Below are 23,957 nucleotides of genomic sequence, written 5' to 3' on the forward strand. Positions count from 1 at the left end.
CCATCCGTGCATGGGCGCTTCAGTTTCCAGCCTGCCGACGCAGATCAGAAGTATTTTCACGCTTGGCATATGCATTGGAAAGTCGCCGGAACTCCTCGACACTGACAACGACCACAACTGGTCGACCATGCTTTTCTACTTGAACCGGCTCTGCCCTAGCTTGATCCAGCAGCAGCCCGAAGCTGTTCTTGGCGTCCTTGGCAGACATGGTTTTCATGTGATCCTTCCCACTATGAATAAGCCATTTTAGCTATTTTATAACGACCCGCAACCGCAGTTGGAATTGAACGTTCACTCGATCCACCCGAACCCGTGCTTGACGAGCGCATCACCGGCCTGACAGCGACTCGCGATCAGGCGCGGCCTGCTCTGACTGGGCTCGACGGTGGTCCAAAAGAGTGGTACAAACGCTTCCAGTAGGCAGATCGTAAGCTATTGATTTTACTGGTTAAAGGAGCGGATTGGCACAATCCTCTCCTGGGCACCAACAACACCCTAAGGTGTTGATCCGCAAAGAAATCCAGACAATGCAAGGCTTACAGGCTCCCCAAGTGACACAAGTGGGGTAGTCCAAACGGCCCCATGTCTCGGTCCTGTTGAGACGGGGCTTATGGCCGCTGCGGGATGAGATTTTCCCCGTTTCAGGCACTCGTCGAGCGATACCCGAAGTAACCGCTGAGTATTGCCGCCACCGCGCAGATCAAGGCGACGGCGCCAAAACCCGTGATGGTCGCCCGCGCATAAAGTTCTGTGACCGACGCTGCAGCAGACGAGTCGATCGGAGCCGGCGGAGGGGCGCCAAATGTCGTTTGCGCCAAGATCGCTGCGATTGTCGGGTCGGCCGACATGGCGATGTGTTGAAAGCCGAGTATCGCGACGGCGCCCAGACTGGCGACGGCCATCAGGCCGGCGACGCGGGAGATGGCGTTGTTGATGCCCGAGGCCACGCCCACCCGGTCGGCGGGCACTGAGTTCATTACCGTGGTTGAAAGAGGCGCGACGGTGATCCCCATCCCGAACCCCATCAATGTCATGACGGGAACGATGGCGGCCCAATACCGCCCGTCGGCAGCGGCGAGAACGAGAAGACCGAAACTCACCCCGGTGATGATCGGTCCGATCGTGAGAAGGGGCCGGACGCCGAACCTGTCGGCCAGCGTCCCTCCCACCTGTGAGAGCAGGGCCATCACAAGAGTGAAGGGCAGGAAGACCGAGCCGGCTCTTGTCGCCGAATACCCGTGTGCTTCGATGAGCGTCGAGGGAAGAAAGAAGAGTGCCCCGGCAAGTGCGAAGTACAACAGAAGCGTCAAGGCGTTGACGCCTGCAAAAGCCTGCACCTGAAACAACTCGAGCGGCATCATCGGGGCGGCGGCGCGCTTTTCATGCAGGACGAATAGGCAGAGCAGCATAGCTCCGATCATAGAGAAGAAAAGATCGAGTCCGTGTGCGCCGCCCGTTTCACTAAGAGATGTCAGGCCAAGCGTCAGGCAGCCGAGGCCCACAACGGCGAGACCGCCGCCAAGCCAGTCCATGCCCACGGCATGTGAGGGATGCACATTCGGCACCTGCTTCCAGCACATCCAAAGAGCAAGGCATGCGACCGGGACGTTGATCCAGAAAATCGCCTGCCACGGGCCGATATCGATGAGCCAGCCACCGAGAATAGGACCAAGTGCTGCCGCGATGCCCGAGGCTGCGGCCCAGGTTCCGATGGCTTTCCCGCGCTCCTCTGGAGGAAAGTTGGCGCTGATCAGCGCCAGCGAGCCGGGAATCATGAGTGCTCCACCAATCCCCTGAACGGTTCGGGCTGCGATCAACATTTCCGCGGACCGGGAAAGGCCGCACCAGAGAGAGGTGAGGCCGAAGAGACCGATCCCGATCATGAAGACGCGCTTCAGGCCATAAGCGTCACCTGCAGCACCACCTAACAACAGGAAGGCTGAAAGCGTGAGCCCATAGGCATTGGTGATCCACTGGATCTGCGAAAGCGAGGCCGCCAGGCTCTCACGCATCTGCGGCATGGCGACGGTGACCACGGTTCCGTCAATGAAGGCGAGGCTGGAAGCCAGAATGGCTGTCCATACGACGTAGGGCTTGGCGGCGTCCGGACAGGAGGAACGGGACGGACGGCGTTCGTCTTGGGCTGTCATCTCGATCATTCAAAGAACCTTACGAGACGTCGGGATGGTAGCGATTGGCGGCTCGCGACAGCGAAAATCGGTTAGCCGACAAGCTTGAGGAGTTCCTGGGCGGCAGCGACTGACGACGCCGGGTTCTGGCCTGTAATCAGGCGACCATCGACGATGGCGAAGCTCTTCCAGTCGGCAGCCTTTTCATACCGTCCTCCAAGCCGCTTCAACTCGTCCTCGACGAGGAATGGAACGACGTTGGTGAGTTGGACAGCCTCCTCCTCGGAATTGGTGAAGCCCGTGACGCGCTTGCCCCTGACGATCGGTTGGCCCTGATAGGTCACGCGGTGCAGCACGGCTGGTCCGTGGCATACGGCGGCAACAGGCTTGCCGGCGTTGTAGAACGCCTCGATCAGGGCGATTGAAGTCGGATCGTCGGCGAGATCCCACATCGGGCCGTGACCGCCTGGATAGAAGACGGTGTCGTAGTCGTTGGCCTTGATGTCGCTAAGCTTGATGGTGTTGGCCAAGGCGGCCTGCGCGGCCGGGTCCTTCTTGAACCGCGCCATTGCCTCAGTCTGGTTGCCAGGTTCATCGCTCTTGGGGTCGATGGGCGGCTGTCCGCCCTTGGGCGAGGCAAGCGTGATCCCGGCGCCGGCGTCCTTGAAGACATAATAGGGCGCGGCGAACTCCTCGAGCCAGAAGCCGGTGGGCTTGCCGGTATTGCCGAGCTTATCGTGCGAGGTCAGCACCATCAGGATCTTCATGGGCGCGCTCCTTTGTCTGGCCCGCGCGTCACTGGCAGCGCGAAGTTTCAAAGGCTACAGCAGGCGAAAAATTCAAAACCCTTTCACGGGTTCGATTATAGCTCTCGAACGAAGTGCGATGAGTGTATCAAAGATAACCTACACCTCGCCACCGTTCACATTAAGGCGATGCGGCAAACTTATTGGCGCGCTGCGTATATGGCAGACCTTCCTCGAAGGTCTGCTCCAATATCAAGGCGGGTCCGTTCTCAAACCCGCCGCTCTTATTCCACCCCAGACGGGCCGCCGGTCTTTAAGCCCGCTCCTCCCAGAGCTTGGCGAGTTCGACGATGGTGGTGACGGCCTTTTCCATGTCCTGGCTGCTGACGAATTCGAGCGGGGAGTGGAAGGCGTGGCCGCCGGCGAAGAGGTTGGCGCAGGGAAGGCCCATGAAGGAGAGGCGCGAGCCGTCCGTGCCGCCGCGGATGCTGCCGCGCACGGGGGTCATGCCGGCGCGTTTGATCGCCTCTTCCGCGTAGTCGATGATCCCCGGGTGCTGGTCGAGCACGGTCTTCATGTTGCGGTACTGTTCCTTGACCGTGAAGGTGTAGCTGGAGCCCGGATAGCCCGCCAGCACCTCCTTAGTGATCTTCTCCAGCAGCGCCTCCTTGGTCTTGAGGCCGGCTTCCGTGAAGTCGCGGATGATGAATTCGAGGTTCGCCTTTTCCATCACGCCCGACACGCCGGTCGGATGGATGAAGCCGTCGCGGTCCTTCGTCGTCTCGGGGGCCATGTCCTTCGGCAGGCGGTCGATGACGGCGCCCGCGATCCTGATGGCGTTTTCCATCTTGCCGTAGGCGAAGCCCGGATGGATCGCCACGCCCTTGATGGCGATCTCCACCCCATCGGCGGAAAAGGTCTCGTCCTCGATGGTGCCTGCCGTCTCGCCGTCCATCGTGTAGCCGAAATCCGCGTCGAGCTTTTTAAGATTGACCTTGTCGACCCCGCGACCGATTTCCTCGTCGGTGGTGAAGAGAATGCGGATCGCGCCGTGCTTGATGTCCGGGTTCTTGATGAGGAATTCGGCAGCCGCCACGATCTCCGCGATTCCCGCCTTGTCGTCGGCGCCGAGCAGCGTCGTGCCGTCGGATGTCACGATGTCGTTGCCGATCAGGCCCTTCAGCACCGGATGGTCGGCGACGCGGATGACTTGGCTTGGATCGCCCGGGAGCTTGATGTCGCCGCCCTGATAGTTCCTGACGATCTGCGGCTTGACGTTGGTGCCGGAAAAATCCGGTGCCGTATCCATATGGGCGCAGAAACAGATGACCGGCACGTTGTTCTTCGCCGTCGTCGCCGGAATGGTCGCATAGACGTAGCCGTGCTCGTCGAGATGCGCGTCTGAGATGCCGATCTCGAGAAGCTCCTCGACGAGAAGGCGCCCGAGGTTCTTCTGCTTCTCGGTCGAAGGCTGGGTCGGGGACTTGGCGTTGGATTGGGTGTCGATGACGACGTAACGAAGGAAACGGTCGGTAACGCTGGCGGCCATGTCGCGATCCAGTTTTGCGAGGGAGAACGGGGGAGAAAAATCAGTAATGAGGCGGCGGTGGTTCTTCGCGGCCTGTGGAGAGGCGCGCGGTGTGCTCGGCCTCCTGCACGCGGTCGCGAAGAGCGGCGACCTGGCGGGTCAGGCTGTCGATCTGCTTCCACTGCGCGGTGACGGTCTTGTTCAGGTCCTCGATGGTCTCTTCCTGATAGGTGAGACGTGTCTCCAGCCTGTCGATGCGTGCTTGCAGGGCTTGTGTGTCACTCATCTCGCGTCGCGCCTCCGTTGGCGGGTGCTACGTCCGGGCGCTCGACGAGCCCGTGGCCGAGGGCGACGCGCTCGTCGAACACGAAGCATCCGCCGTCCCACAGGCTTTCCTCTTCCGGCACATCTTCGAGATATTGCAGGATGCCGCCCTTGAGGTGGTAGACCTCCTCGAAGCCGCGCGAGAGCATGTATGAACTCGCCTTCTCGCAGCGGATGCCGCCGGTGCAGAACATGGCGACCTTCTTGTGCTTCGCGGGATCGAGCGTGCGCTCCACATAGGCCTTGAAATCGCTGAAGCGCTCGATCTTCGGGTCGAGCGCGCCGCGGAACGTGCCCATCTCCACCTCGAAGGCATTGCGCGTGTCGAGCAGCACGAGATTGGGCTCGTCGAGGAGCTTGTTCCAGTCGGCGGGGTCCACATAGGTGCCAACGAGCTTCGTCGGATCGGTGTCGCGGTCGCCCAGCGTCACGATCTCTTTCTTGAGGCGCACTTTCAGCCGCTGGAACGGCATTTCGGAGGCGCCGGAAAACTTCAATTCGAGATTGTCGAGGCGGCTGCCGAAAAGAGCGCCCTCGCGAAGCTCGGCTATCAGCGCGTCGATGTCTTCCGCCGTGCCGGCGATGGTGCCGTTGATCCCCTCCTGGGCCAGAAGGAGCGTGCCTTTCAGGCCGAGAAGCGCGCAGAGCGCATAAAGCGGCTCTCGCAAATCCCGGAAATCCGGCAGTGCGACGAACTGGTAGAGGGCGGCAACTTTATAGGTCATCGGGACGATTTATCAGGCGGGGAGCCTTCGGGAAAGGCGTCCCTCAGTCCCTAACGCTCACCGAGAAGATCTCGTAGCCGGCCCCGTCGACGAGGCGCACCCTCTCCACCCCGAGGGCGCGGGCCTGCGGCTGGCGGGCCCTCTCGAGGATCTTGAGCGCGCGCTTTTTGGCCGTCTCGACAGAATCGACCCGGACCATGATGCGCCGGACGAGGGCCGCGCCCTCGTCTTCGGGTCCGATGGATTCGATACGAAAGATTTCCGGCACCGGCGGCCTCCAAGGTTGCGCCGGTCTTAGCAGCTTCGAGCGGGGTTCGGAAAGGCCCGCCCTTTCGGCCCGCGAAAAGCTAAAAATGAGCGCGGCGCGAGAAAGTTTCCCGCGCCGCGCTCTGTCCCCACGATCCTAGATGACGAAGAAGTCCTTGTAGGTCATGGCAAGGCCCTTCTTGAGCGTGGCGATCTTGATCTGCGCCACGCCGCCGATGCCGTCGGCGTCGTAGTAGAGAGCGCCGCTCTTCTTGTCGTAAATGATGCGGTCGTCCGCATCGTGCGCGCTCGTGCCGGACCAGAAGGCAGCGCTCGACAACTTGGCGGGCTTCGTCGGCGTGCCCTTCTTGCCGAGACCCTTGAAGATCGCGTTTTCGAGGTAGATCGAATCGTCCTTCACGCTGAAGTCGGTGACCTTGTCGACATTGGTCTTCTTGTTGGGCTTCGAGTCGAAGACGAAGACGTCCTTGCCGGCATTGCCCGTCAGCGTGTCGTTGTCGGCGCCGCCATAGATCGTGTCGTTGCCGGTGCCGCCGAAGAGCTGGTCCTTTCCACCAAAGCCGTACACGGCGTCGTTGCCGCCCATGCCGTAAAGCGTGTTGGCGGCCGCGTTGCCGTTGATGCGGTTGTTGGTGTCGCTGCCGGTGAGGGTGATGGCCGCCGAGCCCAACGCGTTGAGTTCTTCGACCTCCGCCCCGGCGGAAAGGGCATAGGAAAGATCGCTGTAGACGCGGTCGTATCCCTGGCCGATTCCCTCGACGACCGTATCGCCCGCGCCGACATAGTAGGTGTCGTCGCCGCCAAGGCCGTTGAAGGTGTTGGCCGCTCCGTTGCCGGTGAACACGTTGGCGGAGCTGCTGCCGGTGAGCGTGACGGCATTGCTGCCGGCTGCGATCACCTGCTCGACATTGGCGTTGGCCTCGAGGCTGAAATTCACGCTCGCATAGACGATGTCGTATCCGTTTCCAGCGCTTTCCGCGACCACGTCGCCGTCGTTGATGTAATACACGTCATCGCCCGCGCCACCATCGAGGGTGTCGATGCCTGCGCCGCCGTTCAGCGTGTCGTTGCCGCCAGACCCCCACAGGTAGTTGGCGTTGGCGTCACCTTCGAGGGAGTCGCCGTAGTTCGAGCCGAGGAGGTTCTCGATGTTCACGTACGTGTCGCCAGCGGCTTCGCCGCCGGTGCCGGTCCCCGTCGCAAGGCTTGCGACGACACCCGCCGTGGCGAACTCGAAGGATGCGGTGTCGAAGGTGCCTGCGCCACCATCGAGGATGTCGCCGCCCTCGCCGCCATAGAGCCTGTCGTTGCCCTCAGCGCCGTTCAGGACATCGCCCGCGAAGGCCGTGCCGACGTAGAAGTCGTCATAGATGGAGCCGTTGACGGTCACCGCCTGCTCGCGCGCATCGACGATCTGCTGGCGGATCGCGCCCGCACCGGTGGTTCCGTCGTCCCACGTCACGACGATACGCCCGTCCGCCAGCTCGGAGACGCCGACGATGTCCTGCTGGACGGTGTTGTCCTTGCTCGTGTCGTTGATCATGACAGGAGCAAGCTCAGTACCGTCGGCCTTCACGAGCTTGAGAAAGACGTCGCCGTTATCGATGACCTTGTTGTTTGCATCGTAAACCTTACCGCTATAGACGACGGCATAGCCGCCGGCGAAGCCGCTCTTCGTCAAGGCGGCGATCTTCGGCGCATAGTCCGAAGCCGTGGTGACGGAGACAGCCGAACCAATCTGCGTGCCGGCGCTGGTGTACTTCTTGACCAGGATCTGACCGCCGCTGCGATAGGACACCGCGAAGTTGCCGTCGGACAGCGTCGTCAGCGAAACATCGGCGCCGCTCGAGGCAACCTCAACCTCTCCCGCCAGCGTGCCATTGGCGTTCACGATGTTGAAATAGCTCTTGCCCGAGCGCGACCAGGCGACGACGTGCTGCCCGCCGGTGAGCTCGGTGATGTCCGGCTCCTGCGCGCCCGACGCGCCCGACACCGTGACGGATTGCAGCAAACCGCCATTGGCATCGCGGCGGACCATTTTAACGCCCGCTTCTTCCTGCCAGACGGAGGCCCATCCGGTTCCGCTGGTGGCCGAAGCTGAATAATCCTGCGCCGGCGTTCCGCTTGCCGACTTCAAAACGTTCGTGAGCGGCGTACCGGTGATGCTGTACTTACGGGATTCGATATCGCCGTTGCTTTCCTGCCCCGTCCAGGTGAGGACGAAGCTTCCATCGCGCAGGACCGTGATGTCCGGCCTCGATTGTGCATAGCCGGCATTGCCGACGGATTGCTTCTCGCCGATGCGGTTGCCGGCGGCGTCCAGGAGCTGGAAAAACGTCGTCGCGCTGCTCGATCCGCCTTCACGCCAGGCGACGACATAGCCGCCGTTCGGCAGGGCCGCGACGGTGGATTGATTGTTCTGCCCGTAAATCACTGAGCTAATGATGCTGCCCGGACCCCAGAATGAAATTGCCATAGTCCCGAATCTCTCAAAATGCTGATGACCCGGCCTATGAACCGTATGAACAGACGGTACGCACTGTGTGAACACATGGGGATTTAGAAGAACGAAGGCAAAAGATGCTTCGCCTTATCGCCTTTCGAGCGCATTCTCATTCCCGGAGACAGATGAATCGCGCTTCAGGGAGAACGTTCTTGAGTAAAACGGGCTCTCTTCAGCAGGTGCTGGAGGCTTTGCATTCTCCCGTGCGCTACCGCACCGGAACGCTTGTTTGATTCGCGTGCGCGAGGTCCTGATCTATTACGGAAAGGAAATGGCGGATCTGTGCACGGGTCTGCTGACGCTCATGCCCCTTTTGCGAGGAATGAATATCAAGCCCGGAGGATAATCCGCGCGAGATCTTAAGGCGCGGCGTCTGTTTGCAACGTCAGGGCGCTGCGGATCAGAAGCGCGACGAGATCGGTCTGGCGGCTCGTCTGCGTCTTGCGGAAAAGGTTTTGCAGGTGGAACGAAATGGTCGTCTGCGAAACCTGGAAGGCGTCGGAAATTTCTTCCAGACGCTTCCCATCCGCAATGGCCGTCGCCAGCCGGGCCTCGGCGGGCGTCAGGCCGTACATCTGAGCCACCACTTTCTGGTCGAGGGGCGGGCGCCTTTCCGGGTCGAGCACGAAGACTGCCACTTCCATCGGGCCCTGCGCGCTGCCGCCCGCGAGCGGAAAGATCTGGAGCAGCAGGGGGCGGCCGAATTCCTTCGAGACGGTGACGACGCCGCTCTGCTCCGAACGCTCGAGGACATCGTGGATCGTCTGGCGCAGTGTCCGTGTGGCCTTCTGCAAGGTCGTGCGTAACTGCCCCGCGGCGAGGATGAGACCGTCCTTTTCCTCGACGATGAGCTGCGCCGTGCGATTCATGAACTGAACCTGCGAATTCTCGTCGAGAACGATGAGCCCGCTCGACAGGCCGTCCAGAACCCGCGCCATGCTCTCGATGGCCGTGCGGGTGCCTTGGATGGCGGTCTCGAGAAGTGCGCTGCGCTCGCGCTCAAGCTCTGCGATAAGCGCCCGGCGCATGCGCGTCACCTGGGCCAGTCGTGCGCGCACGGTTGCGATCATGTGTCCGAAATCGACGGGCTTGGTGAGGTAGTCGTCCGCACCTCCGCTCTTGCCCTGAATGATTTCCGTCCGGTCGCCGAGAACGGAAAGAAAGATGAATGGCACGTCGTTGAGATCCGGCCGCTTCTCGCGGACGTAGCGGAGAAGATCGTAACCCCCCATGACGGGCATGGTAATGTCGCAGAGAATGAGATCGGGCTTCTGCTGCTGCAGGCTCGCAACCGCCTCGGCACCGTTGCCGGCCTGCATGACCTCGAAATCCGCCGCCTCGAGTTCTTCGACGAGGTCGGTTCTCAGGCGTGTGTCGTCGTCCACGCAGAGAATGACGGGACGCGCCGGCCCCCATTCGTTTTTCGGCTCACCCATCGATACGGCTCCGGTGCGACGGAAGGCGTCTGTAGCACTGACATATTTTCTGCCAAGCATTGAGTCCCCCCGTCTATTGTGAAGTTGTCCCTTGTCGGCACCCAAGTCCGGCCTTGCGAAAGACGCCGCTGTCAAGCAATTGTCCCCGTATGAACACATAGGGACTTGCGAAAACCTGGACGTTATTTCGTAATGTTACGGATACCTGGTGCCCTTTGACACTTCGAGAACAGTTTTCCTGCTCTAAAAAATGTCACTTAGTTGCGTTTGTTCTTTGGTCGATCGGCACAGCAGCAAGGTAAGCTCGAAGTTATGAACCGGATGGTTGCGTGAGCGAAGCCGGCCCGCCAAGTTGAGAGAGGACGGCGAACTGCATGAACAGGGTCCCCCCGCGACAGCTTCACTATTATCGGCATGAATTCTGACAAACGTTTTTCGGAGCTGATCGAGCTGATCTATCAGGCGACCCTGGAGCCTGAAGCGTGGGCGCTTGTGTCCGAGCAGACCGGGAGGCTGCTCAAGAGTTCCGTCGCCCTGTTCGTCCAGGATATGAATTCCCCTGACTTCAAGATTCTCTCCCAGCGCAATTTCGAGCAGGAGGCTTTGGAGCGGTACGGGCAGTACTTCTACAAGATCAATCCGCTGATTCCGCTCACGTTCGATCTGCCCGAGGGCGCGGTGTCGTCCATTGGCGGGCTGATCCCGCGTGAGAGAATCGATAAAACGGAATACTATAACGACTGGATGCGTCCTCAGGGGCTGTATCACTCCTGCGGCACGTCCTTCCGGATTGCCTCCGGCACGTCCATGTTCCTCACCTATCACCGCGCCCGCCCGCTCGGTGAGTATTCGGCGGAAACTCTGTCTTTCTTTCAAAGCCTGGTGCCGCATGTTCGCCGCGCCGCGACCATCGGCAAGAAGCTCGATTACGAGAAAGCCTTCTCGTCCGCGGGGCGGCTCGCACTGGACAGGATCGCCGGTGCTGCGCTCCTTTTGACCCGCTCGGGAGCCGTTACCGATATGACGCCCGAGGCGCAGCGTCTGGTGCAGGAGGAGACGATCGTGCGGGTTCGGTTCGGCCGGGCCGAGTTTCCTTCCGATACGGACGGCACGCTGAAGAGGCACCTCAAGACGGTGATCGATACCCGGGCGGCTTCCGAATTCTCGATGGTTTGCCACAAGACAGGCCAGACTTATTCCGCTCTGCTCACGCCGGCATCGGAGCATTCGTATTGGCTCGGGAGCCCGGAAGTTCTCCTGATCCTGCGCACGCCGCAGAGCCCGGCTCCTTCCGCTGTCGAGGCTTTCCGTGCCCGGTTCATGCTGAGCAGGGCCGAAAGTCGCCTTCTCGAGGCGCTTGTCGGCGGTGCAACGCTCGCCGGTTATGCCGAGGAAAACAGTCTTTCGCGGAACACCGTTAAGACGCAGCTGCAAAGCATTTTCGCCAAAACGGGCACCTCCCGGCAGGCCGATCTCATCCGTCTTGCCATGCGCGCCAGCCTCGCCTGATCCCTCCTGTCTGTTCATCCAGTCTCGTCACCCAAACGGGTGATGTGGGCACCGTAGCGTCACCTTAAAACGTATCGGACCGCTGCGGGTGCGTGTCGTGCGCGTCCCGTCTTGTGAGATCTCCGGAGAATAAGGGTTCCGGAGTTCGAAACGGGGACGCGGACACCGATCGCCCCTTGGGCGCGCTACGAATGAGCAGACCGGAAATGCGGCACGTTTCTGAATCTCACTTTCCCGTTCCAGCAAACAGGATCGATCCTGGCCGGATCGTCTCCAAGGGCGCATCCACGCAGCACTCTGATTGCTGTGGCGAGGAGATCGATCTCGTGTCGCTGCTCGCCCATCAGTTCATCGGCCCCCTTGCCGTCATCGATTCCTCCGCGCAGCGTCTTGCTCGCCTGTCGGAAAAGATCAGCACCGCCGAAATCGAGCGGCGCAGCCTGCAGATCCGCGCCATGACGGATGAGTTGACCAACCTCGCCCGCTCTCTTCTGGGGCGGATCGAGGATGGCATGGGACAGTCGCTCCGCATGGAAAAGGAATCCTGCGACTTGAGCACCGTGCTCCTCAAGGCTTGCGACCACGCGCGGTGCTTCCAGCCCAATCGCCTGTTTCTGACAGAAGTGAATTCCGACATGGGGCTCTTTTCGGGAGACCCGTTGCTGCTGGAACAGCTGTTCAGCATCCTCCTGTGCAACGCCGCCAAGTATTCCCCGGCACGGTCCCCCGTCATCGTGAAGGCGGGCATGGATGGCGGCGCTGCCGTCGTTCAAGTGATCGATTCCGGCATCGGTGTGCCGCGGGATGAGCAGGAGCGCATTTTTCAGCCGTTCTACCGGGCGAGCAACGCGCATCGACAGCAGGGCACCGGAATCGGCCTCGCGCTCGCCTGCCAGATCGCGCGCCTCCACGGCGGCGGCATCTCGCTCCAGAGCGAGGAAGGCCGGGGCTCCACGTTCACCGTGAGATTGCCTGTGCGGCCCGACTCAACAGACCTGTAGCCTTTTCCGCACCTCTGCGGGGTGCGAAAGTCTATGTTTGAAAATTGCGCGCAAGGCTTCCTTTGCGGAGCCGGGCGCGTCACGATTGGCGAAACCCGAATCTCATAAAAAATCTCTGCGGGGAGAGCCACGACATGAAGCTCTTGCGATACGGACCAGCCGGGCAGGAAAAGCCGGGGCTGCTCGATTCGAGCGGCACCCTTCGCGACCTCTCGGCACATGTGAAGGACATCGCAGGAGAGGCGCTTTCGCCGGAGGGCCTGAAAAGGATCGCCGCGCTCGATCCCGCGTCGCTGCCCGCCGTCGAAGCCTCCGTGCGTCTCGGCCCCTGTGTCGGCGGCACGGGCAAGTTCATCTGCATCGGCCTCAACTATTCCGATCACGCGGCGGAGACCGGCGCGAGCGTGCCGCCGGAGCCTATCGTCTTCATGAAGGCGACGAGCGCCATCGTCGGCCCGAACGACAACATCGAGATTCCGCGCGGATCGCAGAAGACCGATTGGGAGGTGGAGCTCGGCATCGTCATCGGCCGCCACGCCAAATATGTGAGCGAGGCGGACGCGCTCGATTACGTCGCCGGCTACTGCCTCACCAACGATGTGTCCGAGCGCGCTTTCCAGACCGAGCGGCACGGGCAATGGACCAAGGGCAAGTCCTGCGACACCTTCGGGCCGACAGGCCCTTGGCTTGTGACGAAGGATGAGATCGCCGATCCGCAGAACCTGAAGATGTGGTGCGAGGTGAACGGGCGGCGCATGCAGGACGGCTCGTCCGCGACGATGGTTTACGGCGTGAAATATCTCGTGTCGTATCTCTCGCAGTTCATGTCACTGCATCCCGGCGACATCATCTCCACCGGCACGCCGCCCGGCGTCGGAATGGGCATGAAGCCGCCGGTCTTCCTCAAGGCCGGTGACGTCGTCACCCTCGGCATCGAGGGCCTTGGCACCCAACGCCAGCTCTGCGTTCAGGGCTGAAGAACTCTTTTTCGAGAACACACACGATCATGGATCTTTCAACCGTTGCGCTTCTCGCCGCTTCAGGATTGGCGGCGGGCCTCGTCAATGCGATCGCCGGGGGCGGCACGTTCTTCACCTTCTCGGCGCTTGTCGCCACAGGCCTTCCGCCTGTCATCGCCAATGCGACGAGCGCGGTGGCGGTGACGCCCGCCAATCTCGCAAGCGCTTGGGCCTATCGGCGCGAGCTTGCCGCGAACATCAGGCGCTTTGCGGCGCTCGGCGTCGTGAGCCTCATCGGCGGCCTTGGCGGAGCCTATATCCTGACGACGACGGACAACGCCGCTTTCCGCCAGCTCGTGCCGTGGCTTCTTCTGTTCGCGACGCTGCTGTTCGCCGCGAGCCCGAAGATCGTTTCACTCGCGCGCTCCATCGCCCGCCATGAGGGGCACCATCCTTCCACGAAGGCCTGGGCAGCCGGCCTTGCCGTGCAGTTCGCGGTGTCGATCTATGGCGGCTTCTTCGGTGCGGGCATGGGCATCGTGATGCTGGCGGCGCTCGCCATCACGGAGGGTGACGACTTCCACCTCATCAATTCCGCGAAGCATCTGTGCTCGACGTTGATCCAGCTCGTCGCGGTGGTGATCTTCATCGCGGCAGGGCTCGTCGCCTGGCGCGAAATGGCCATCGTCGGCGCGGCCTCCGTCATCGGCGGCTATCTCGGCGTCGTCTTTGGCCGCCGCCTGCCGCCGAAGGCCATCCGCTGGCTGGTGATCGGCGTCGGCGCGGTGCTGACGGTCTATTTCTTCGTGCGTTAAGCCGGCACGAGTCCGGGATCGAGCGTGTTCTTGCTTTCAAGCCACGCAGGTACGGGCAGGTTTTTCGTGCGCAGAAATTGCGGGTTGAACAGCTTCGACTGATAGCGCGTGCCGTAATCGCACAGGATCGTTACGATGGTGTGGCCGGGTCCGAGATGCCGCGCCAGGCGGATCGCGCCGGCGACGTTGATGCCCGACGAGCCGCCAAGGCACAGCCCTTCATGTTCGAGGAGATCGAAGATGATCGGCAGCGCCTCCTCATCGGGAATCTGGAACGTCATGTCGATGGGCGCGCCTTCGATGTTTTTGGTGATGCGCCCCTGCCCGATTCCTTCCGTGATGGAGGAGCCGGTGGCCTTTAGCTCACCCGTGGTGAAATAGCTGTAGAGCGCTGCGCCCATCGGATCGGCGAGGGCGAGGGCGATGTTCGGATTCCGCTCCTTCAGCGCGATGCCGATTCCGGCGAGCGTGCCGCCGGTGCCCACCGCGCAGGTGAATCCGTCGATCTTTCCTTCCGTCTGCTCCCAGATTTCGGGGCCGGTGGTTTCGATATGGCCCTGCCTGTTCGCCACGTTGTCGAACTGGTTCGCCCAGATCGCGCCATTCGGCTCCGAGGCCGCGAGGCGTTCGGCGAGACGCCCCGACACCTTCACGTAGTTGTTGGGGTTCGCGTAAGGCACGGCGGGCACTTCGATCAGCTGCGCCCCGGCGAGCCGCAGCATGTCCTTCTTCTCCTGGCTCTGCGTCTCGGGAATCACGATGATGGTGCGAAAGCCGAGCGCGTTGCCGACAAGGGCAAGCCCGATGCCGGTATTGCCCGCCGTTCCCTCGACGATCACGCCGCCCGGTTTCAGCGCGCCCCGCGCCATTGCGTCGCGCACGATGAACAGGGCCGCCCGGTCCTTCACCGACTGGCCGGGATTCATGAATTCGGCTTTCCCGAGAATCGTGCAGCCCGTCAGCTCGGAGGCGCGCCGCAACTTGATGAGGGGCGTGTTGCCGATGGCGGCGAGGACGTCGGGTTTGAAGGTCATGGAGAAAGCCTCGCGGGTTTTGCCGGGTCGCCGGCGCGCGACCTTACCGCGCCCGTGCCGTGGCGCTGAGGGTCAAAGCCGTTAGATCGCACGATTTTGACGGAGGCGATACGTCACATCGGCGTGGACTTATCGTCCGAAAGCCTCCGGATGGCGCAGCTTGAGGGCCTGCGCGAGGGCGATGGTCTTGAGATCTGCAAGCGCGCCTTTTGCCAGCATGGCGTCGAGTTCGGTAAAGCCGATCTCGAGCACCTCGATGTCCTCGTGCTCTTCGTCGAGCCCGCCGCCTTCGCTCACGCGGTCGGCCAGGCGGTAGGGGGCGAGGAAAAGGTGGACATATTCCGTCGTCGCACCGGGCGCGGACCATCCGCCGCCGAGGGGCTCGAGCACGTCGATGCGAATGCCCGCCTCCTCCAGCGCCTCGCGGCGCGCGCAGGTTTCAGGGCTGTCACCATCGAGCAGGCCGGCGATGGTCTCGATGAGCGCGGGCCTGCCCGCATCGTACATCACGGCGGCGCGGAACTGGCTGATGAGGATCACCGTCTTACGCTCCAGGTCGTAAGGCAGCACCGCCGCCGCGTGCCCGTTATGCCCGACCTCGCGCTCCATCACGCGCCCGTCGGGCATCTGGACCTCCAGCTTGAGGAGCTTGCGCCACCCGCTGAAAAGCGTCGTCACGTTGTTGATCCGGTAAGCCGCCACTGTCGTCACGTCCTTAATTTTGCAGCTCCCGGGTAAGTCATCCCGGGCGGAACGGCCAGTGCAGACATGGGGAAGCCACAATGATTTCGCTCATACCGATGGCTACCCGTTAAGGGCCCGGCAAGGCCTCACGCGCAGGATGCGCCGTGCTTCAAGGAAAGAAGCCACCGATTCGAGAGATTTCATGGCTCAAAAGCGCCGCCTGACCCTAACCGACGTTCTCACCGACGGACGCATCGCCCTGATGCTGCCGCTCGGCTTCTCGTCGGGCCTGCCGTTCCTGCTCGTTTTCAGCACCCTGTCCGCGCGGCTGCGCGAGGCGGGGGTCCCGCTTGGCGAGATCGGCATGCTGAGCTGGGTGGCCTTGGCCTATTCACTGAAGTTCCTCTGGGCTCCCGCCGTCGATCGCTACGATGTGCCGGTGCTCTCGCGGCTTCTCGGGCGCAGGCGCGGCTGGATGGCGCTTTCGCAGATCGTCACGGCGCTCGGGCTCGCCGGGGTTGCCTTCAGCGATCCGCAGACGGACCTTGGGCTCACCGTCGGCGCGGCGATGCTCGTCGCCTTCGCTTCCGCCACGCAGGACGTGGTGATCGACGGCTACCGCATCGACGCCGCCGCGACGGAGCGGCAGGGCATGATGTCGGCGGCGCTGCTCCTCGGCTATCGCCTCGCCCTGATCTCTGCGGGTGCAGGCGCGCTCTACATCGCCGAATTCGTGGACTGGCGCAGCGCTTACCTCAGCATGGCAGCGCTGATGAGCGTCGGCTTCATCGGCACCCTCATCGCGCCGCGTCTCGATGAGGGCGCGCCGCGCGAGCACGCCCTCATCGCGGTTGCCCTCGTGGAGCCGTTGGCAGACCTCTTTCGGCGCAAGGGGCGGATGCTGTTTCCGATCCTGGCGCTGATCGCCTGCTTCCGCCTGCCCGATTTCGTCGCCGGCGTCATGGCGAACCCGCTCTACATCGACCTCGGCTTTTCGAAAGCCGATATCGCTAATGTCTCGAAACTCTACGGCGTGTGGATCGGCATCGCCGGCGCGTTCGCGGGCGGGCTTGCGCTCACGCGCCTTGGCCTGTGGTGGACGCTCACCATCGCCGCCTTCGCCGCCGCCGTGTCGAACCTGATGTTCTCGTGGCTCGCGGTGGAAGGCGCGCGGATGGATCTTCTGATCCTGACCATCAGCGCCGACAATTTCGCGGGCGGCTTCGCGGGCTCTGCGCTCATCGCTTACATGTCGGGCCTCACCGCGCCGGGATTTGCGGCGACGCAATACGCGCTGTTGAGTTCGCTCTATGCCTTGCCCGGAAAACTCGTCGGCGGCTTTTCGGGCGTGGTGGCCAAAACTTACGGCTATCCGGCCCTCTTCACCGCTACCGCTGCCATCGGCATTCCCCTCCTGATCCTCTGCCTTGCGGTGCGGCGGGATACGATGGAAGCGGAGAAGGCCGCAGAGGCGGAGCACGACGCCGCAGGGACGGTTGAAGCGCGGGCTTAATCCCCGTCTTTCAGGACAATCGTCGATTGTATCCTTTCGCGTGGTTCTGCTAGGAAAGTTTAGACAACCGGAGCAGAACCATGCGTCACGCGCTCAAGGCATTCGCGATCCTTTGTTTTCTGACAGCCCTGCCGGGCCTCGCGCAGGCGCAAAGCACGGACGACAAGATCCGCGCCATCCTGGAGATGGGGGATTTCAACCGGGGCGTCGATGTCGGTTTCGACTCGATGCGCCCAATGATGATCGAACAGCTCAAGCGGGCCACGCCCAAGATGACGCCGGAGCTTGCCGACTATGTCGGCACGATCGCCAAGGAAGAGGTCGGCAACATCAAGCCGCAGCTCCTCGATTTCGCGGTCAAGTTCCTCAAGACCCAGTTGACCGATGAGGAAGTCACGGCCCTGTACGATTTTTATCGCACGCCCACCGGTTCGATTCTCGCCCGCAAGATGAACGGCGTGATGGGCAACCTCATGGTCGAGACCCAGAAATTCATGAGCACCACATTTGGACCTCGGCTCGTGGAGCGCCTGAAGTCCGATCCGAAGTTGCAAAGCGCCCTGGCACCCTGAGGGCAAAGACGCAGCCGAGACCTAGACCCAGCCGCCATCCACCAGATAGCTCTGCGCGGTGATCGCGCCCGCGTCGTCCGACGAGAGGAACAGCGCGACCTTGGCGATGTCCTCGGGGACGAGCTTGCGCTTCACGCATTGGCGCTTGAGCAGTTCCGCCTCGCCCTCCGGGGTGAGCCACAGGTCGATCTGGCGCTTCGTCATGATCCAGCCGGGGACGATGGAATTGACGCGGATGTGCCTTGATCCAAGCTCGCGAGCGAGCGCACGGGTCAGGCCGACGGCGGCGGATTTCGCGGTCTTGTAGGCGACGAACGAATCCTCGCTCGCGAGATAGCTCGTCGAGCCCATGTTGATGATCGAACCGCCGCCCGCTTTCTCCATGTCCGGCAGAACGGCCTGCGCCGCGAAGAACTGGTGGTCGAGATTGGTGGCAAAACGCTCGCGCCAGTATTCGGGCGTCACCTCCTCGATGGTGTGGCGGTCATCCCGCGCGGCGTTGTTGATGAGGATGGTGATCGGCCCCAGCGCCGCGCTCACGCGCCTGATCGCGGCCTGCAGCGCCGGAAGATCGCGCACGTCGTTATGCTCGAAATGCACGCGCTCGCCGAGGCGCTTGGCGAGGGCCTGCCCGGCTTCCGCGTTGTAATCGAGAACGCCGATCTTGCAGCCCTGATGATGAAACGCTTCCGCGATGCTCTCGCCGATGCCGCTCGCGCCGCCGGTGATGAGAACGGTCTTGCCCTTGAGGGAGCCGTAAATGGTCTGGGTCATCGTGACTCGCTTCGTATGTCGAACATTGTGATGAATGCCCTCCCTCTCGGAGATCCCGGATGCCCCGAGATCCGCTTTGCCATGCGCAAGTCGGGAACACCCGACTTGCGGTGGGAAGGAGGAAGGGTGCGCCTTGATGAAGGGCAGCCCCTGTCAACTTGCGCCCGGACCCGGCGTTGCGCCGGGCGGGCATTTGCCGAGGATGATCATGCCGAGCACTTCGTCCTGCGTGACGTCGTTCACGCTCGCCGAGCCCACGAGCTTGCCGTTCTTCATCACGCTGACGCGGTCGGCGAGGCCGAACACGTCGTGGATGTCGTGGCTGATGAGGAAGATGCCGATGCCTTCTTTCTTCAGTTGCAGCACGAGATCGGCGACCTGCTGCGTCTCGGCGGGGCCGAGCGCCGCTGTCGGCTCGTCCATGATGAGGACGCGCGCGTTGAAGTAGATCGCGCGCGCGATAGCCACCGATTGCCGCTGCCCGCCGGAGAGCGCCTTCACCGGCTCCTTGAAGCGGCGGAAATGCGGGTTGAGGCGCGCCATCACCTTGCGGGTTTCCGCTTCCATCGTCGCATCGTCGAGCGTGCCGTAGGGCGTCAGCACCTCGCGGCCGAGGAAGATGTTGCCGGCAGCGTCGATGTTATCGGCGAGCGCCAGCGTCTGGTAGATCGTCTCGATACCATAGCGCTTGGCATCGCGCGGCGTTGCGATATCCGCACGTTCGCCGTTGACGTAGATCTCGCCGCTGTCGGGCCGGTAGGCGCCGGAGAGGATCTTGATGAGGGTCGATTTTCCCGCGCCGTTATGGCCGAGAAGACCGACCACTTCGCCGGGGCGCAGATCGACGGACACGCCATCGACCGCCTTGATGCCGCCGAATGCGATGGAGATGTCGCGCATTTCCACGAGAGGCGTCGTGCCTTGGTTTTGCATGAGAGCCTCCTTCTTACTTGATGCGGCGGCGATAGAGGCCGTCCACCCACACCGCCAGCACGAGAACCGCGCCGACGACAATGTTCTGCAGGGGCGTATCAACGCCGAGCAGCACCATGCCCGATTGCAAGGACTGCATGACGAGCGCGCCGAGCATCGCGCCCGCGATGGTGCCGACGCCGCCCGCGAGCGACGTCCCGCCGATGACGGCGGAGGCGATCACGTAGAGTTCGTCGAGCGTGCCCGCGGCGTTCGTCGCCGCGTTGAGGCGCGCGGTGGAAATGCAGGCCGAGATGCCGCAGAGCACGCCCATGAGGCCGAACACCTTCATCAGCGCCCAGCGGGTGTTGATGCCCGACAGTTCCGCCGCCTCCGGATTGCCGCCGATGGCGAAGACATAGCGGCCGAAGCGGCGACGCCTGGCGAGGAACGTCATGAGGATGCCGACCACGATGGCGATCACGACGGGGAGCGCGATGCCGTGCGGCACGAGAAGGCCGCCCTCCGGCCACGCGATGCCGTTGGCCTCGGCCCAGCGCCGCGCGCTGCCGACGGGAAGCGGGTAGGAATTGACGATGTAGGCCGCGACCAGCACCGCGATGCAGGCGACAGCGCCGATGACGCCGTCGGCCCAGACCGGGCGCACGGGAAAGCCGAAGCGGATGCGCCGGCGGCGGGCGAGGCCAAGGCCGACCATGATGAGGCCGCAGGCGAGCATGGCGATGGCCCAGGTCGCGGTCGCGCCGAGCGCGCCCTCGACACCGCCGCCGAGCGCCTTGAAGCGCGTGTCCATCGGCGCGACGGTCTGGCCCGCCGTGACCCACCAGGCCGCACCGCGCCACACGAGCAGGCCGCCGAGGGTCACGATGAAGGAGGGAATGGCGAGATAGGCGATGAGCCAGCCCTGAAAGAGCCCGATGGCCCCGCCGATGGCGACGGCGAGCAGCACCGCAAGCGGCGCGGTGAGCCAATGCTCGAGGCCGAGATAAGCAGGCAGCCACTGCACCTGCGCCACGCCGATGATCATGCCGACGACGCCGAGGATCGCGCCGACGGAAAGGTCGATGTTGCGGGTGACGATGATGAGCACCATGCCCGTCGACATCACGGCGATGGACGCCGTCTGCACCGAGAGGTTCCAGAGGTTGCGCGGCGTGAGGAAGAAGCCGCCGGAAAGAATGTCGAAGCCGATCCAGATCACGGCGAGCGCCGCCAGCATGCCGAGCATGCGGACGTCGATTTCAAGCTTCGAGAAGAATGATCCGGTGGAAGCGCTCGGAGGCGCGGCGGACGAGGCGACGGGTGCTGTCATGGGCTCGTGTTGTCTGAAAATGTCATCCCCGGCGAGCGAAGCGAGAAAAGGGGATCCGGCGGGGGCACTGCCTTGGATCCCCTTCTCCTCCAACGGCTTCGCCGCCTCCGGCCGGGGATGACACGGAGGCGGTTTGTTCGAGGCCGGTTGCGGGAGCGGTTAGTTGCAGGCCTTGGCGGAACCCGCCTTCACGCCCTGGCAGACCACGTCCTTCGTGACCCAGCCGGCGTCGATGACCACGTTGAGGTTGTCCTTCGTGATCGCGACGGGGGTGAGGAACTTCGCCGTCATGTTCTGCTTCTTCGCGCCCTTGTCCCAGCTCTGCGCGCCGGGGATCTCGGCGAGCTTCTTGCCGCCGGCGAGGGCGACCGCGATTTCCGCCGCGTTGCGGCCGAGTTCGCGCGCGTCCTTGAAGACGGTGACGCTCTGGGTGCCGAGGGCGACGCGGTTCAGGGCCGCCTTGTCGGCGTCCTGGCCGGAGACCGGCACGGAGCCGGCAAGGCCCTGCGCCGCGAGCGCCGCGATGGCGCCGCCGGCGGTGCCGTCATTGGCGGCGACGACCGCATCGACCTTGTTGTTGTTCTTGGTCAGGAACTGCTCCATGTTCCGCTGCGCATTGGCGGGGAGCCAGCCGTCCGTGTAGGCCTCGCCGGCATTCTTGATCTTGCCGGCATCGATGGAGGGCTTGAGCACTTCCATCGCGCCCTGGAAGAGGAAGTTGGCGTTCGGGTCCGAACCCGAGCCCTTGATGAAGACGTAGCTGCCTTCGGGCTTGGCCTTGAGAACTTCACGCGCCTGGAGACGGCCCACCTCGACATTGTCGAAGGTGAGGTAGAAGACCTGCGGGATCTCGATGAGGCGGTCGTAGCCGACCACCGGAATGCCCTCGGCCACGGCCTTCTCGACGGCCGGGCGGACGGCGTCGGAATCCTGCGCCAGAATGATCAGCGCCTTGGCGCCGCGAGCGATCAGGCTCTCGATGTCGGTGAGCTGCTTGGCGGGCGAGGACTGGGCATCCGCCGAGACATAGGTGCCGCCGGCCTTCTCGACCGCGGCCTTGATGGCGGCCTCGTCGGTCTTCCAGCGTTCTTCCTGGAAGTTCGACCAGCTGACGCCGACGACGGGGCCCTTGCCCTGTGCGAGAGCCGCGGTCGCCGAAAGGGCGAGAGCGGCAAGGCTGATCATCGCATGCTTCTTGATAGACATTGGGGTTTCCTCCTCGGGCAGGCGCGTTTCTTATGCTTGCCCTTTGGTTGTATATGTCCGGGAATCCGCCGTGGGCACGGGCAGTCCCTCGTCAAAAGTTTCTTCGACGACAGAATTAATTATCCGAGACATAGGCGCTTTCAAGCGGGAAACGCCTAAGCACTTGGTAGAATAAACCCATCTTCCATCTTGTTTTCTTCATTCAATGAACAAAAAAGAAGACATGTCGCTCTCACCCCTCACTCCCCGCGAAGCCGCCCGGCGCCGCCTGCTCGATGTTTTGCGCCGGGAGGGGCCGCTGGCGCGTGTGGAGCTCGGCCATCAGCTCGGCATGAGCCCGGCCAACGTGTCTGACCTCACCGCGAGCCTGATGGAGGAAGGCGTCCTGCTCGCCGAGGACGAGGCGAGCCCCGGCCTCGTCCGGGGGCGGCCCAAGGTGCGGCTCTACTTCGCCGAAACCCTCGGCAGCGTCATCGGCGTGTGGATGGGCTTCAACCGCATCGAGCTGCGGCTGGTGGACAGCGCCGGCCGGAACCGGGCGAGCCGGCATGTGGAGCGCCCCCTGCGCACCCTCGACGCCGAACAACTCATGGACATGCTGGCCGAGGTCATCACCACCTTCGCTCGCGAGGTCGGCGCGCCGGATGTGAAGGCCATCGGCCTTGCGTGCCAGGGCTACGTGAACACCAGGGACGGCATCGTCGCGTGGAGCCCCGTGCTCGGCATCCGGGACGTGCCGTTGGCGGCGGGCCTCGGCGAGCGGCTGTGCCTGCCGGTGCTGATGGAAAACGACGCCAGCGCGATGGCCTTCGCCATCGCCCAGCGTGACCCCGCGCTGCGCGCGGGCCGCACCGCCTGCCTGATGGTGGGTGACGGCGTGGGTCTCGGCTTTCTCATTCAGGGCGAGCTTTATCGGGGCGCGCGCTTTGGCGGCAGCGAGTTCGGCCATGTGCGCCTGCGCCGGAGCGGGCCGCAATGCCGCTGCGGCGGGCGCGGCTGCATCGAGGCCTTCCTCGCGGATTATGCCCTCCACCGGGACGCGCAGCTCATCGACCACCGCCCGGCCCCGAGCATCCTGCTCCCCGGTGAGAAGGCCATGAGCGCCATCGTCGATCAGGCGCGGGCGGGGGATGCGGCGCTCCTCAACCTCTTCCGGGAGGCCGGCGAGGTGCTGGGGGATGCGGTCGGCATCCTCATCCAGACGCTGGAGCCCGACCATATCGTGATCTGCGGCCCCGGCACCCGGGCGATGGACCTTCTGCGTCCCTCCTTTGAGGCGGCGCTGGAAACCCAGACCATTCCCGAACTGCTCGCCATGTCCACGATCCACGTCATCGAATCCTCGATGGATCTCCTGACCGAGGGCGTGGTGATGCAGGCTTTGCGCGAGCTCGATCAGGATCTGGCGCGGTTGAAAGCTGGCTGATCCTGGATCTGAGCCGCAAACGCTTTAGGCCGCAGGGGCAAAAGGCTCTTTACCGATCTGGCGGAAAAGGCTGATCGTATCGAGCAACGCCCAATGTTCCGCGATCTTGCCGCTTTCGAGGCGGAACCAGCGCGCCACACGCACGTCGATGGATGCGCCTGTAGGGGTTGTTCCTCGAAACGTTCCCGTATGGCGCCCCTGCAGGCGCGCACGAAGCATCACCCGGTCGCCGTCGACCAGGATATCTTCAATTGTGTGAAGGCTGCCTGGAAACGCCTCCTGCAACTGCGCGATCTGAGCCTTGAGAGAGTCGACTCCCCCATTATAGGCATGGTCGATATAGTCGGTCGTAACGAATGCTTCAGCGGATTCAACCTGGGCCTTGTCCCAAACCGTGGACATGAACTGGCGAATGAAATCTTCGGCGGTTTTGCTCGACATCTTTTCCTCATGAGGCATAGTAAGTAGTCAGGTTGCTGACCAAATAGGAAGGTACCTGACTAATTGTCAAGATACAGATGCGATGTCCCTAGAAGCTAAGAATCGTGAGTCAGGCAGCGA

At 62.9% G+C, this 23,957-nt stretch carries 23 protein-coding genes; 7 read left to right on the forward strand and 16 right to left on the reverse strand.

Translation table 11 applies throughout. The features are described from left to right. Positions 1-19 precede the first annotated feature (19 nt). From DQW91_RS02910 to DQW91_RS02950, 9 genes are all read right to left on the reverse strand, one after another. Complete coding sequence (locus DQW91_RS02910; RefSeq protein ID WP_112662032.1) at positions 20-217, reverse strand: type II toxin-antitoxin system Phd/YefM family antitoxin; 198 nt, start codon at positions 215-217, stop codon at positions 20-22. Positions 218-641: 424 nt separating this feature from the next. Continuing rightward, the gene (locus DQW91_RS02915; protein ID WP_245410874.1) at positions 642-2,159 is read right to left on the reverse strand and encodes an MFS transporter; all 1,518 of its coding nucleotides are present in this window, start codon (positions 2,157-2,159) and stop codon (positions 642-644) included. Between the two features lie 62 nt (positions 2,160-2,221). Continuing rightward, a complete protein-coding gene (locus DQW91_RS02920) occupies positions 2,222-2,896 on the reverse strand; it encodes a type 1 glutamine amidotransferase domain-containing protein (RefSeq protein ID WP_112662033.1) in 675 nt (224 codons plus the stop codon). A 292-nt stretch (positions 2,897-3,188) separates the two neighbouring features. Beyond that, entirely contained in the window at positions 3,189-4,424 is a 1,236-nt protein-coding gene (gene pepT, locus DQW91_RS02925) for a peptidase T (protein WP_112662034.1), read from the reverse strand. Positions 4,425-4,464: 40 nt separating this feature from the next. Then, positions 4,465-4,689, reverse strand: a complete 225-nt coding sequence (locus DQW91_RS02930) for a SlyX family protein (RefSeq protein WP_112662035.1) — start codon at positions 4,687-4,689, stop codon at positions 4,465-4,467. Beyond that, positions 4,682-5,452, reverse strand: coding sequence for an oxygen-dependent tRNA uridine(34) hydroxylase TrhO (trhO, locus tag DQW91_RS02935; protein ID WP_112662036.1), 771 nt, complete (start codon positions 5,450-5,452; stop codon positions 4,682-4,684). The genes DQW91_RS02930 and trhO overlap by 8 nt, the downstream gene beginning before the upstream one ends. A gap of 43 nt (positions 5,453-5,495) precedes the next feature. Next, positions 5,496-5,720, reverse strand: coding sequence for a hypothetical protein (locus DQW91_RS02940; RefSeq protein ID WP_112662037.1), 225 nt, complete (start codon positions 5,718-5,720; stop codon positions 5,496-5,498). Positions 5,721-5,855: 135 nt separating this feature from the next. Beyond that, positions 5,856-8,195, reverse strand: a complete 2,340-nt coding sequence (locus DQW91_RS02945; protein ID WP_112662038.1) for a calcium-binding protein — start codon at positions 8,193-8,195, stop codon at positions 5,856-5,858. Positions 8,196-8,581: 386 nt separating this feature from the next. Beyond that, a complete protein-coding gene (locus DQW91_RS02950; RefSeq protein WP_198411757.1) occupies positions 8,582-9,658 on the reverse strand; it encodes a response regulator in 1,077 nt (358 codons plus the stop codon). 414 nt (positions 9,659-10,072) lie between these two features. On the opposite strand from DQW91_RS02950, the gene DQW91_RS02955 reads away from it, so the two are divergent. From DQW91_RS02955 to DQW91_RS02970, 4 genes are all read left to right on the forward strand, one after another. Then, positions 10,073-11,167 (forward strand): helix-turn-helix transcriptional regulator, encoded by a 1,095-nt coding sequence (locus DQW91_RS02955; protein ID WP_112662040.1) that lies wholly within the window; start codon positions 10,073-10,075, stop codon positions 11,165-11,167. A 206-nt stretch (positions 11,168-11,373) separates the two neighbouring features. Beyond that, a complete protein-coding gene (locus DQW91_RS02960; protein ID WP_157961313.1) occupies positions 11,374-12,168 on the forward strand; it encodes a sensor histidine kinase in 795 nt (264 codons plus the stop codon). A 134-nt stretch (positions 12,169-12,302) separates the two neighbouring features. Continuing rightward, positions 12,303-13,145, forward strand: a complete 843-nt coding sequence (locus DQW91_RS02965; RefSeq protein ID WP_112662042.1) for a fumarylacetoacetate hydrolase family protein — start codon at positions 12,303-12,305, stop codon at positions 13,143-13,145. Positions 13,146-13,174: 29 nt separating this feature from the next. Beyond that, a complete protein-coding gene (locus tag DQW91_RS02970; RefSeq protein ID WP_112662043.1) occupies positions 13,175-13,942 on the forward strand; it encodes a sulfite exporter TauE/SafE family protein in 768 nt (255 codons plus the stop codon). Here the strand turns inward: DQW91_RS02970 and DQW91_RS02975 are convergent. Then, a complete protein-coding gene (locus DQW91_RS02975) occupies positions 13,939-14,976 on the reverse strand; it encodes a cysteine synthase A (RefSeq protein ID WP_112662044.1) in 1,038 nt (345 codons plus the stop codon). The two genes, DQW91_RS02970 and DQW91_RS02975, sit on opposite strands and share 4 nt — an antisense overlap. 129 nt (positions 14,977-15,105) lie before the next feature. After that, a complete protein-coding gene (locus DQW91_RS02980; protein WP_245410875.1) occupies positions 15,106-15,687 on the reverse strand; it encodes an NUDIX domain-containing protein in 582 nt (193 codons plus the stop codon). 175 nt (positions 15,688-15,862) lie between these two features. On the opposite strand from DQW91_RS02980, the gene DQW91_RS02985 reads away from it, so the two are divergent. After that, on the forward strand, positions 15,863-17,173 hold the full coding sequence (locus DQW91_RS02985) for an AmpG family muropeptide MFS transporter (protein ID WP_245410876.1): 1,311 nt from the start codon (positions 15,863-15,865) through the stop codon (positions 17,171-17,173). An 80-nt stretch (positions 17,174-17,253) separates the two neighbouring features. After that, the gene (locus DQW91_RS02990) at positions 17,254-17,745 is read left to right on the forward strand and encodes a DUF2059 domain-containing protein (RefSeq protein WP_112662045.1); all 492 of its coding nucleotides are present in this window, start codon (positions 17,254-17,256) and stop codon (positions 17,743-17,745) included. A 21-nt stretch (positions 17,746-17,766) separates the two neighbouring features. On the opposite strand, the gene DQW91_RS02995 is transcribed toward DQW91_RS02990, so the two are convergent. The 4 genes from DQW91_RS02995 to xylF all read right to left on the reverse strand — a co-directional run bounded on the left by DQW91_RS02995 (position 17,767) and on the right by xylF (position 21,970). After that, complete coding sequence (locus tag DQW91_RS02995; RefSeq protein WP_112662046.1) at positions 17,767-18,519, reverse strand: SDR family NAD(P)-dependent oxidoreductase; 753 nt, start codon at positions 18,517-18,519, stop codon at positions 17,767-17,769. Between the two features lie 153 nt (positions 18,520-18,672). Further along, positions 18,673-19,452 carry an ATP-binding cassette domain-containing protein gene (locus DQW91_RS03000; RefSeq protein WP_112662047.1) on the reverse strand — a complete coding sequence of 260 codons (780 nt, stop codon included), beginning with the start codon at positions 19,450-19,452 and terminating at the stop codon, positions 18,673-18,675. Positions 19,453-19,465: 13 nt separating this feature from the next. Further along, positions 19,466-20,764 (reverse strand): sugar ABC transporter permease, encoded by a 1,299-nt coding sequence (locus DQW91_RS03005; protein WP_112662048.1) that lies wholly within the window; start codon positions 20,762-20,764, stop codon positions 19,466-19,468. Between the two features lie 159 nt (positions 20,765-20,923). Beyond that, the gene (xylF, locus tag DQW91_RS03010; protein WP_245410877.1) at positions 20,924-21,970 is read right to left on the reverse strand and encodes a D-xylose ABC transporter substrate-binding protein; all 1,047 of its coding nucleotides are present in this window, start codon (positions 21,968-21,970) and stop codon (positions 20,924-20,926) included. Positions 21,971-22,193: 223 nt separating this feature from the next. On the opposite strand from xylF, the gene DQW91_RS03015 reads away from it, so the two are divergent. Further along, positions 22,194-23,396, forward strand: a complete 1,203-nt coding sequence (locus DQW91_RS03015; protein ID WP_157961314.1) for an ROK family protein — start codon at positions 22,194-22,196, stop codon at positions 23,394-23,396. 24 nt (positions 23,397-23,420) lie between these two features. On the opposite strand, the gene DQW91_RS03020 is transcribed toward DQW91_RS03015, so the two are convergent. Beyond that, positions 23,421-23,837 (reverse strand): ester cyclase, encoded by a 417-nt coding sequence (locus DQW91_RS03020; protein WP_157961315.1) that lies wholly within the window; start codon positions 23,835-23,837, stop codon positions 23,421-23,423. Between the last annotated feature and the right edge of the window lie 120 nt (positions 23,838-23,957).

The sequence above is a fragment of the Microvirga flavescens genome, assembly GCF_003290125.1.
Taxonomy (GTDB): domain Bacteria; phylum Pseudomonadota; class Alphaproteobacteria; order Rhizobiales; family Beijerinckiaceae; genus Microvirga; species Microvirga flavescens.

Bases quoted from the DNA above. Each gene is read 5' to 3' on its own strand.
- DQW91_RS02910 (WP_112662032.1), bottom strand. From the start codon at position 217: ATGAAAACCATGTCTGCCAAGGACGCCAAGAACAGCTTCGGGCTGCTG.
- DQW91_RS02915 (WP_245410874.1), bottom strand. From the start codon at position 2,159: ATGATCGAGATGACAGCCCAAGACGAACGCCGTCCGTCCCGTTCCTCC.
- DQW91_RS02920 (WP_112662033.1), bottom strand. From the start codon at position 2,896: ATGAAGATCCTGATGGTGCTGACCTCGCACGATAAGCTCGGCAATACC.
- pepT (WP_112662034.1), bottom strand. From the start codon at position 4,424: ATGGCCGCCAGCGTTACCGACCGTTTCCTTCGTTACGTCGTCATCGAC.
- DQW91_RS02930 (WP_112662035.1), bottom strand. From the start codon at position 4,689: ATGAGTGACACACAAGCCCTGCAAGCACGCATCGACAGGCTGGAGACA.
- trhO (WP_112662036.1), bottom strand. From the start codon at position 5,452: ATGACCTATAAAGTTGCCGCCCTCTACCAGTTCGTCGCACTGCCGGAT.
- DQW91_RS02945 (WP_112662038.1), bottom strand. From the start codon at position 8,195: ATGGCAATTTCATTCTGGGGTCCGGGCAGCATCATTAGCTCAGTGATT.
- DQW91_RS02950 (WP_198411757.1), bottom strand. From the start codon at position 9,658: ATGGGTGAGCCGAAAAACGAATGGGGGCCGGCGCGTCCCGTCATTCTC.
- DQW91_RS02955 (WP_112662040.1), top strand. From the start codon at position 10,073: ATGAATTCTGACAAACGTTTTTCGGAGCTGATCGAGCTGATCTATCAG.
- DQW91_RS02960 (WP_157961313.1), top strand. From the start codon at position 11,374: ATGCGGCACGTTTCTGAATCTCACTTTCCCGTTCCAGCAAACAGGATC.
- DQW91_RS02965 (WP_112662042.1), top strand. From the start codon at position 12,303: ATGAAGCTCTTGCGATACGGACCAGCCGGGCAGGAAAAGCCGGGGCTG.
- DQW91_RS02970 (WP_112662043.1), top strand. From the start codon at position 13,175: ATGGATCTTTCAACCGTTGCGCTTCTCGCCGCTTCAGGATTGGCGGCG.
- DQW91_RS02975 (WP_112662044.1), bottom strand. From the start codon at position 14,976: ATGACCTTCAAACCCGACGTCCTCGCCGCCATCGGCAACACGCCCCTC.
- DQW91_RS02985 (WP_245410876.1), top strand. From the start codon at position 15,863: ATGGCTCAAAAGCGCCGCCTGACCCTAACCGACGTTCTCACCGACGGA.
- DQW91_RS02990 (WP_112662045.1), top strand. From the start codon at position 17,254: ATGCGTCACGCGCTCAAGGCATTCGCGATCCTTTGTTTTCTGACAGCC.
- DQW91_RS02995 (WP_112662046.1), bottom strand. From the start codon at position 18,519: ATGACCCAGACCATTTACGGCTCCCTCAAGGGCAAGACCGTTCTCATC.
- DQW91_RS03000 (WP_112662047.1), bottom strand. From the start codon at position 19,452: ATGCAAAACCAAGGCACGACGCCTCTCGTGGAAATGCGCGACATCTCC.
- DQW91_RS03005 (WP_112662048.1), bottom strand. From the start codon at position 20,764: ATGACAGCACCCGTCGCCTCGTCCGCCGCGCCTCCGAGCGCTTCCACC.
- xylF (WP_245410877.1), bottom strand. From the start codon at position 21,970: ATGTCTATCAAGAAGCATGCGATGATCAGCCTTGCCGCTCTCGCCCTT.
- DQW91_RS03015 (WP_157961314.1), top strand. From the start codon at position 22,194: ATGTCGCTCTCACCCCTCACTCCCCGCGAAGCCGCCCGGCGCCGCCTG.
- DQW91_RS03020 (WP_157961315.1), bottom strand. From the start codon at position 23,837: ATGTCGAGCAAAACCGCCGAAGATTTCATTCGCCAGTTCATGTCCACG.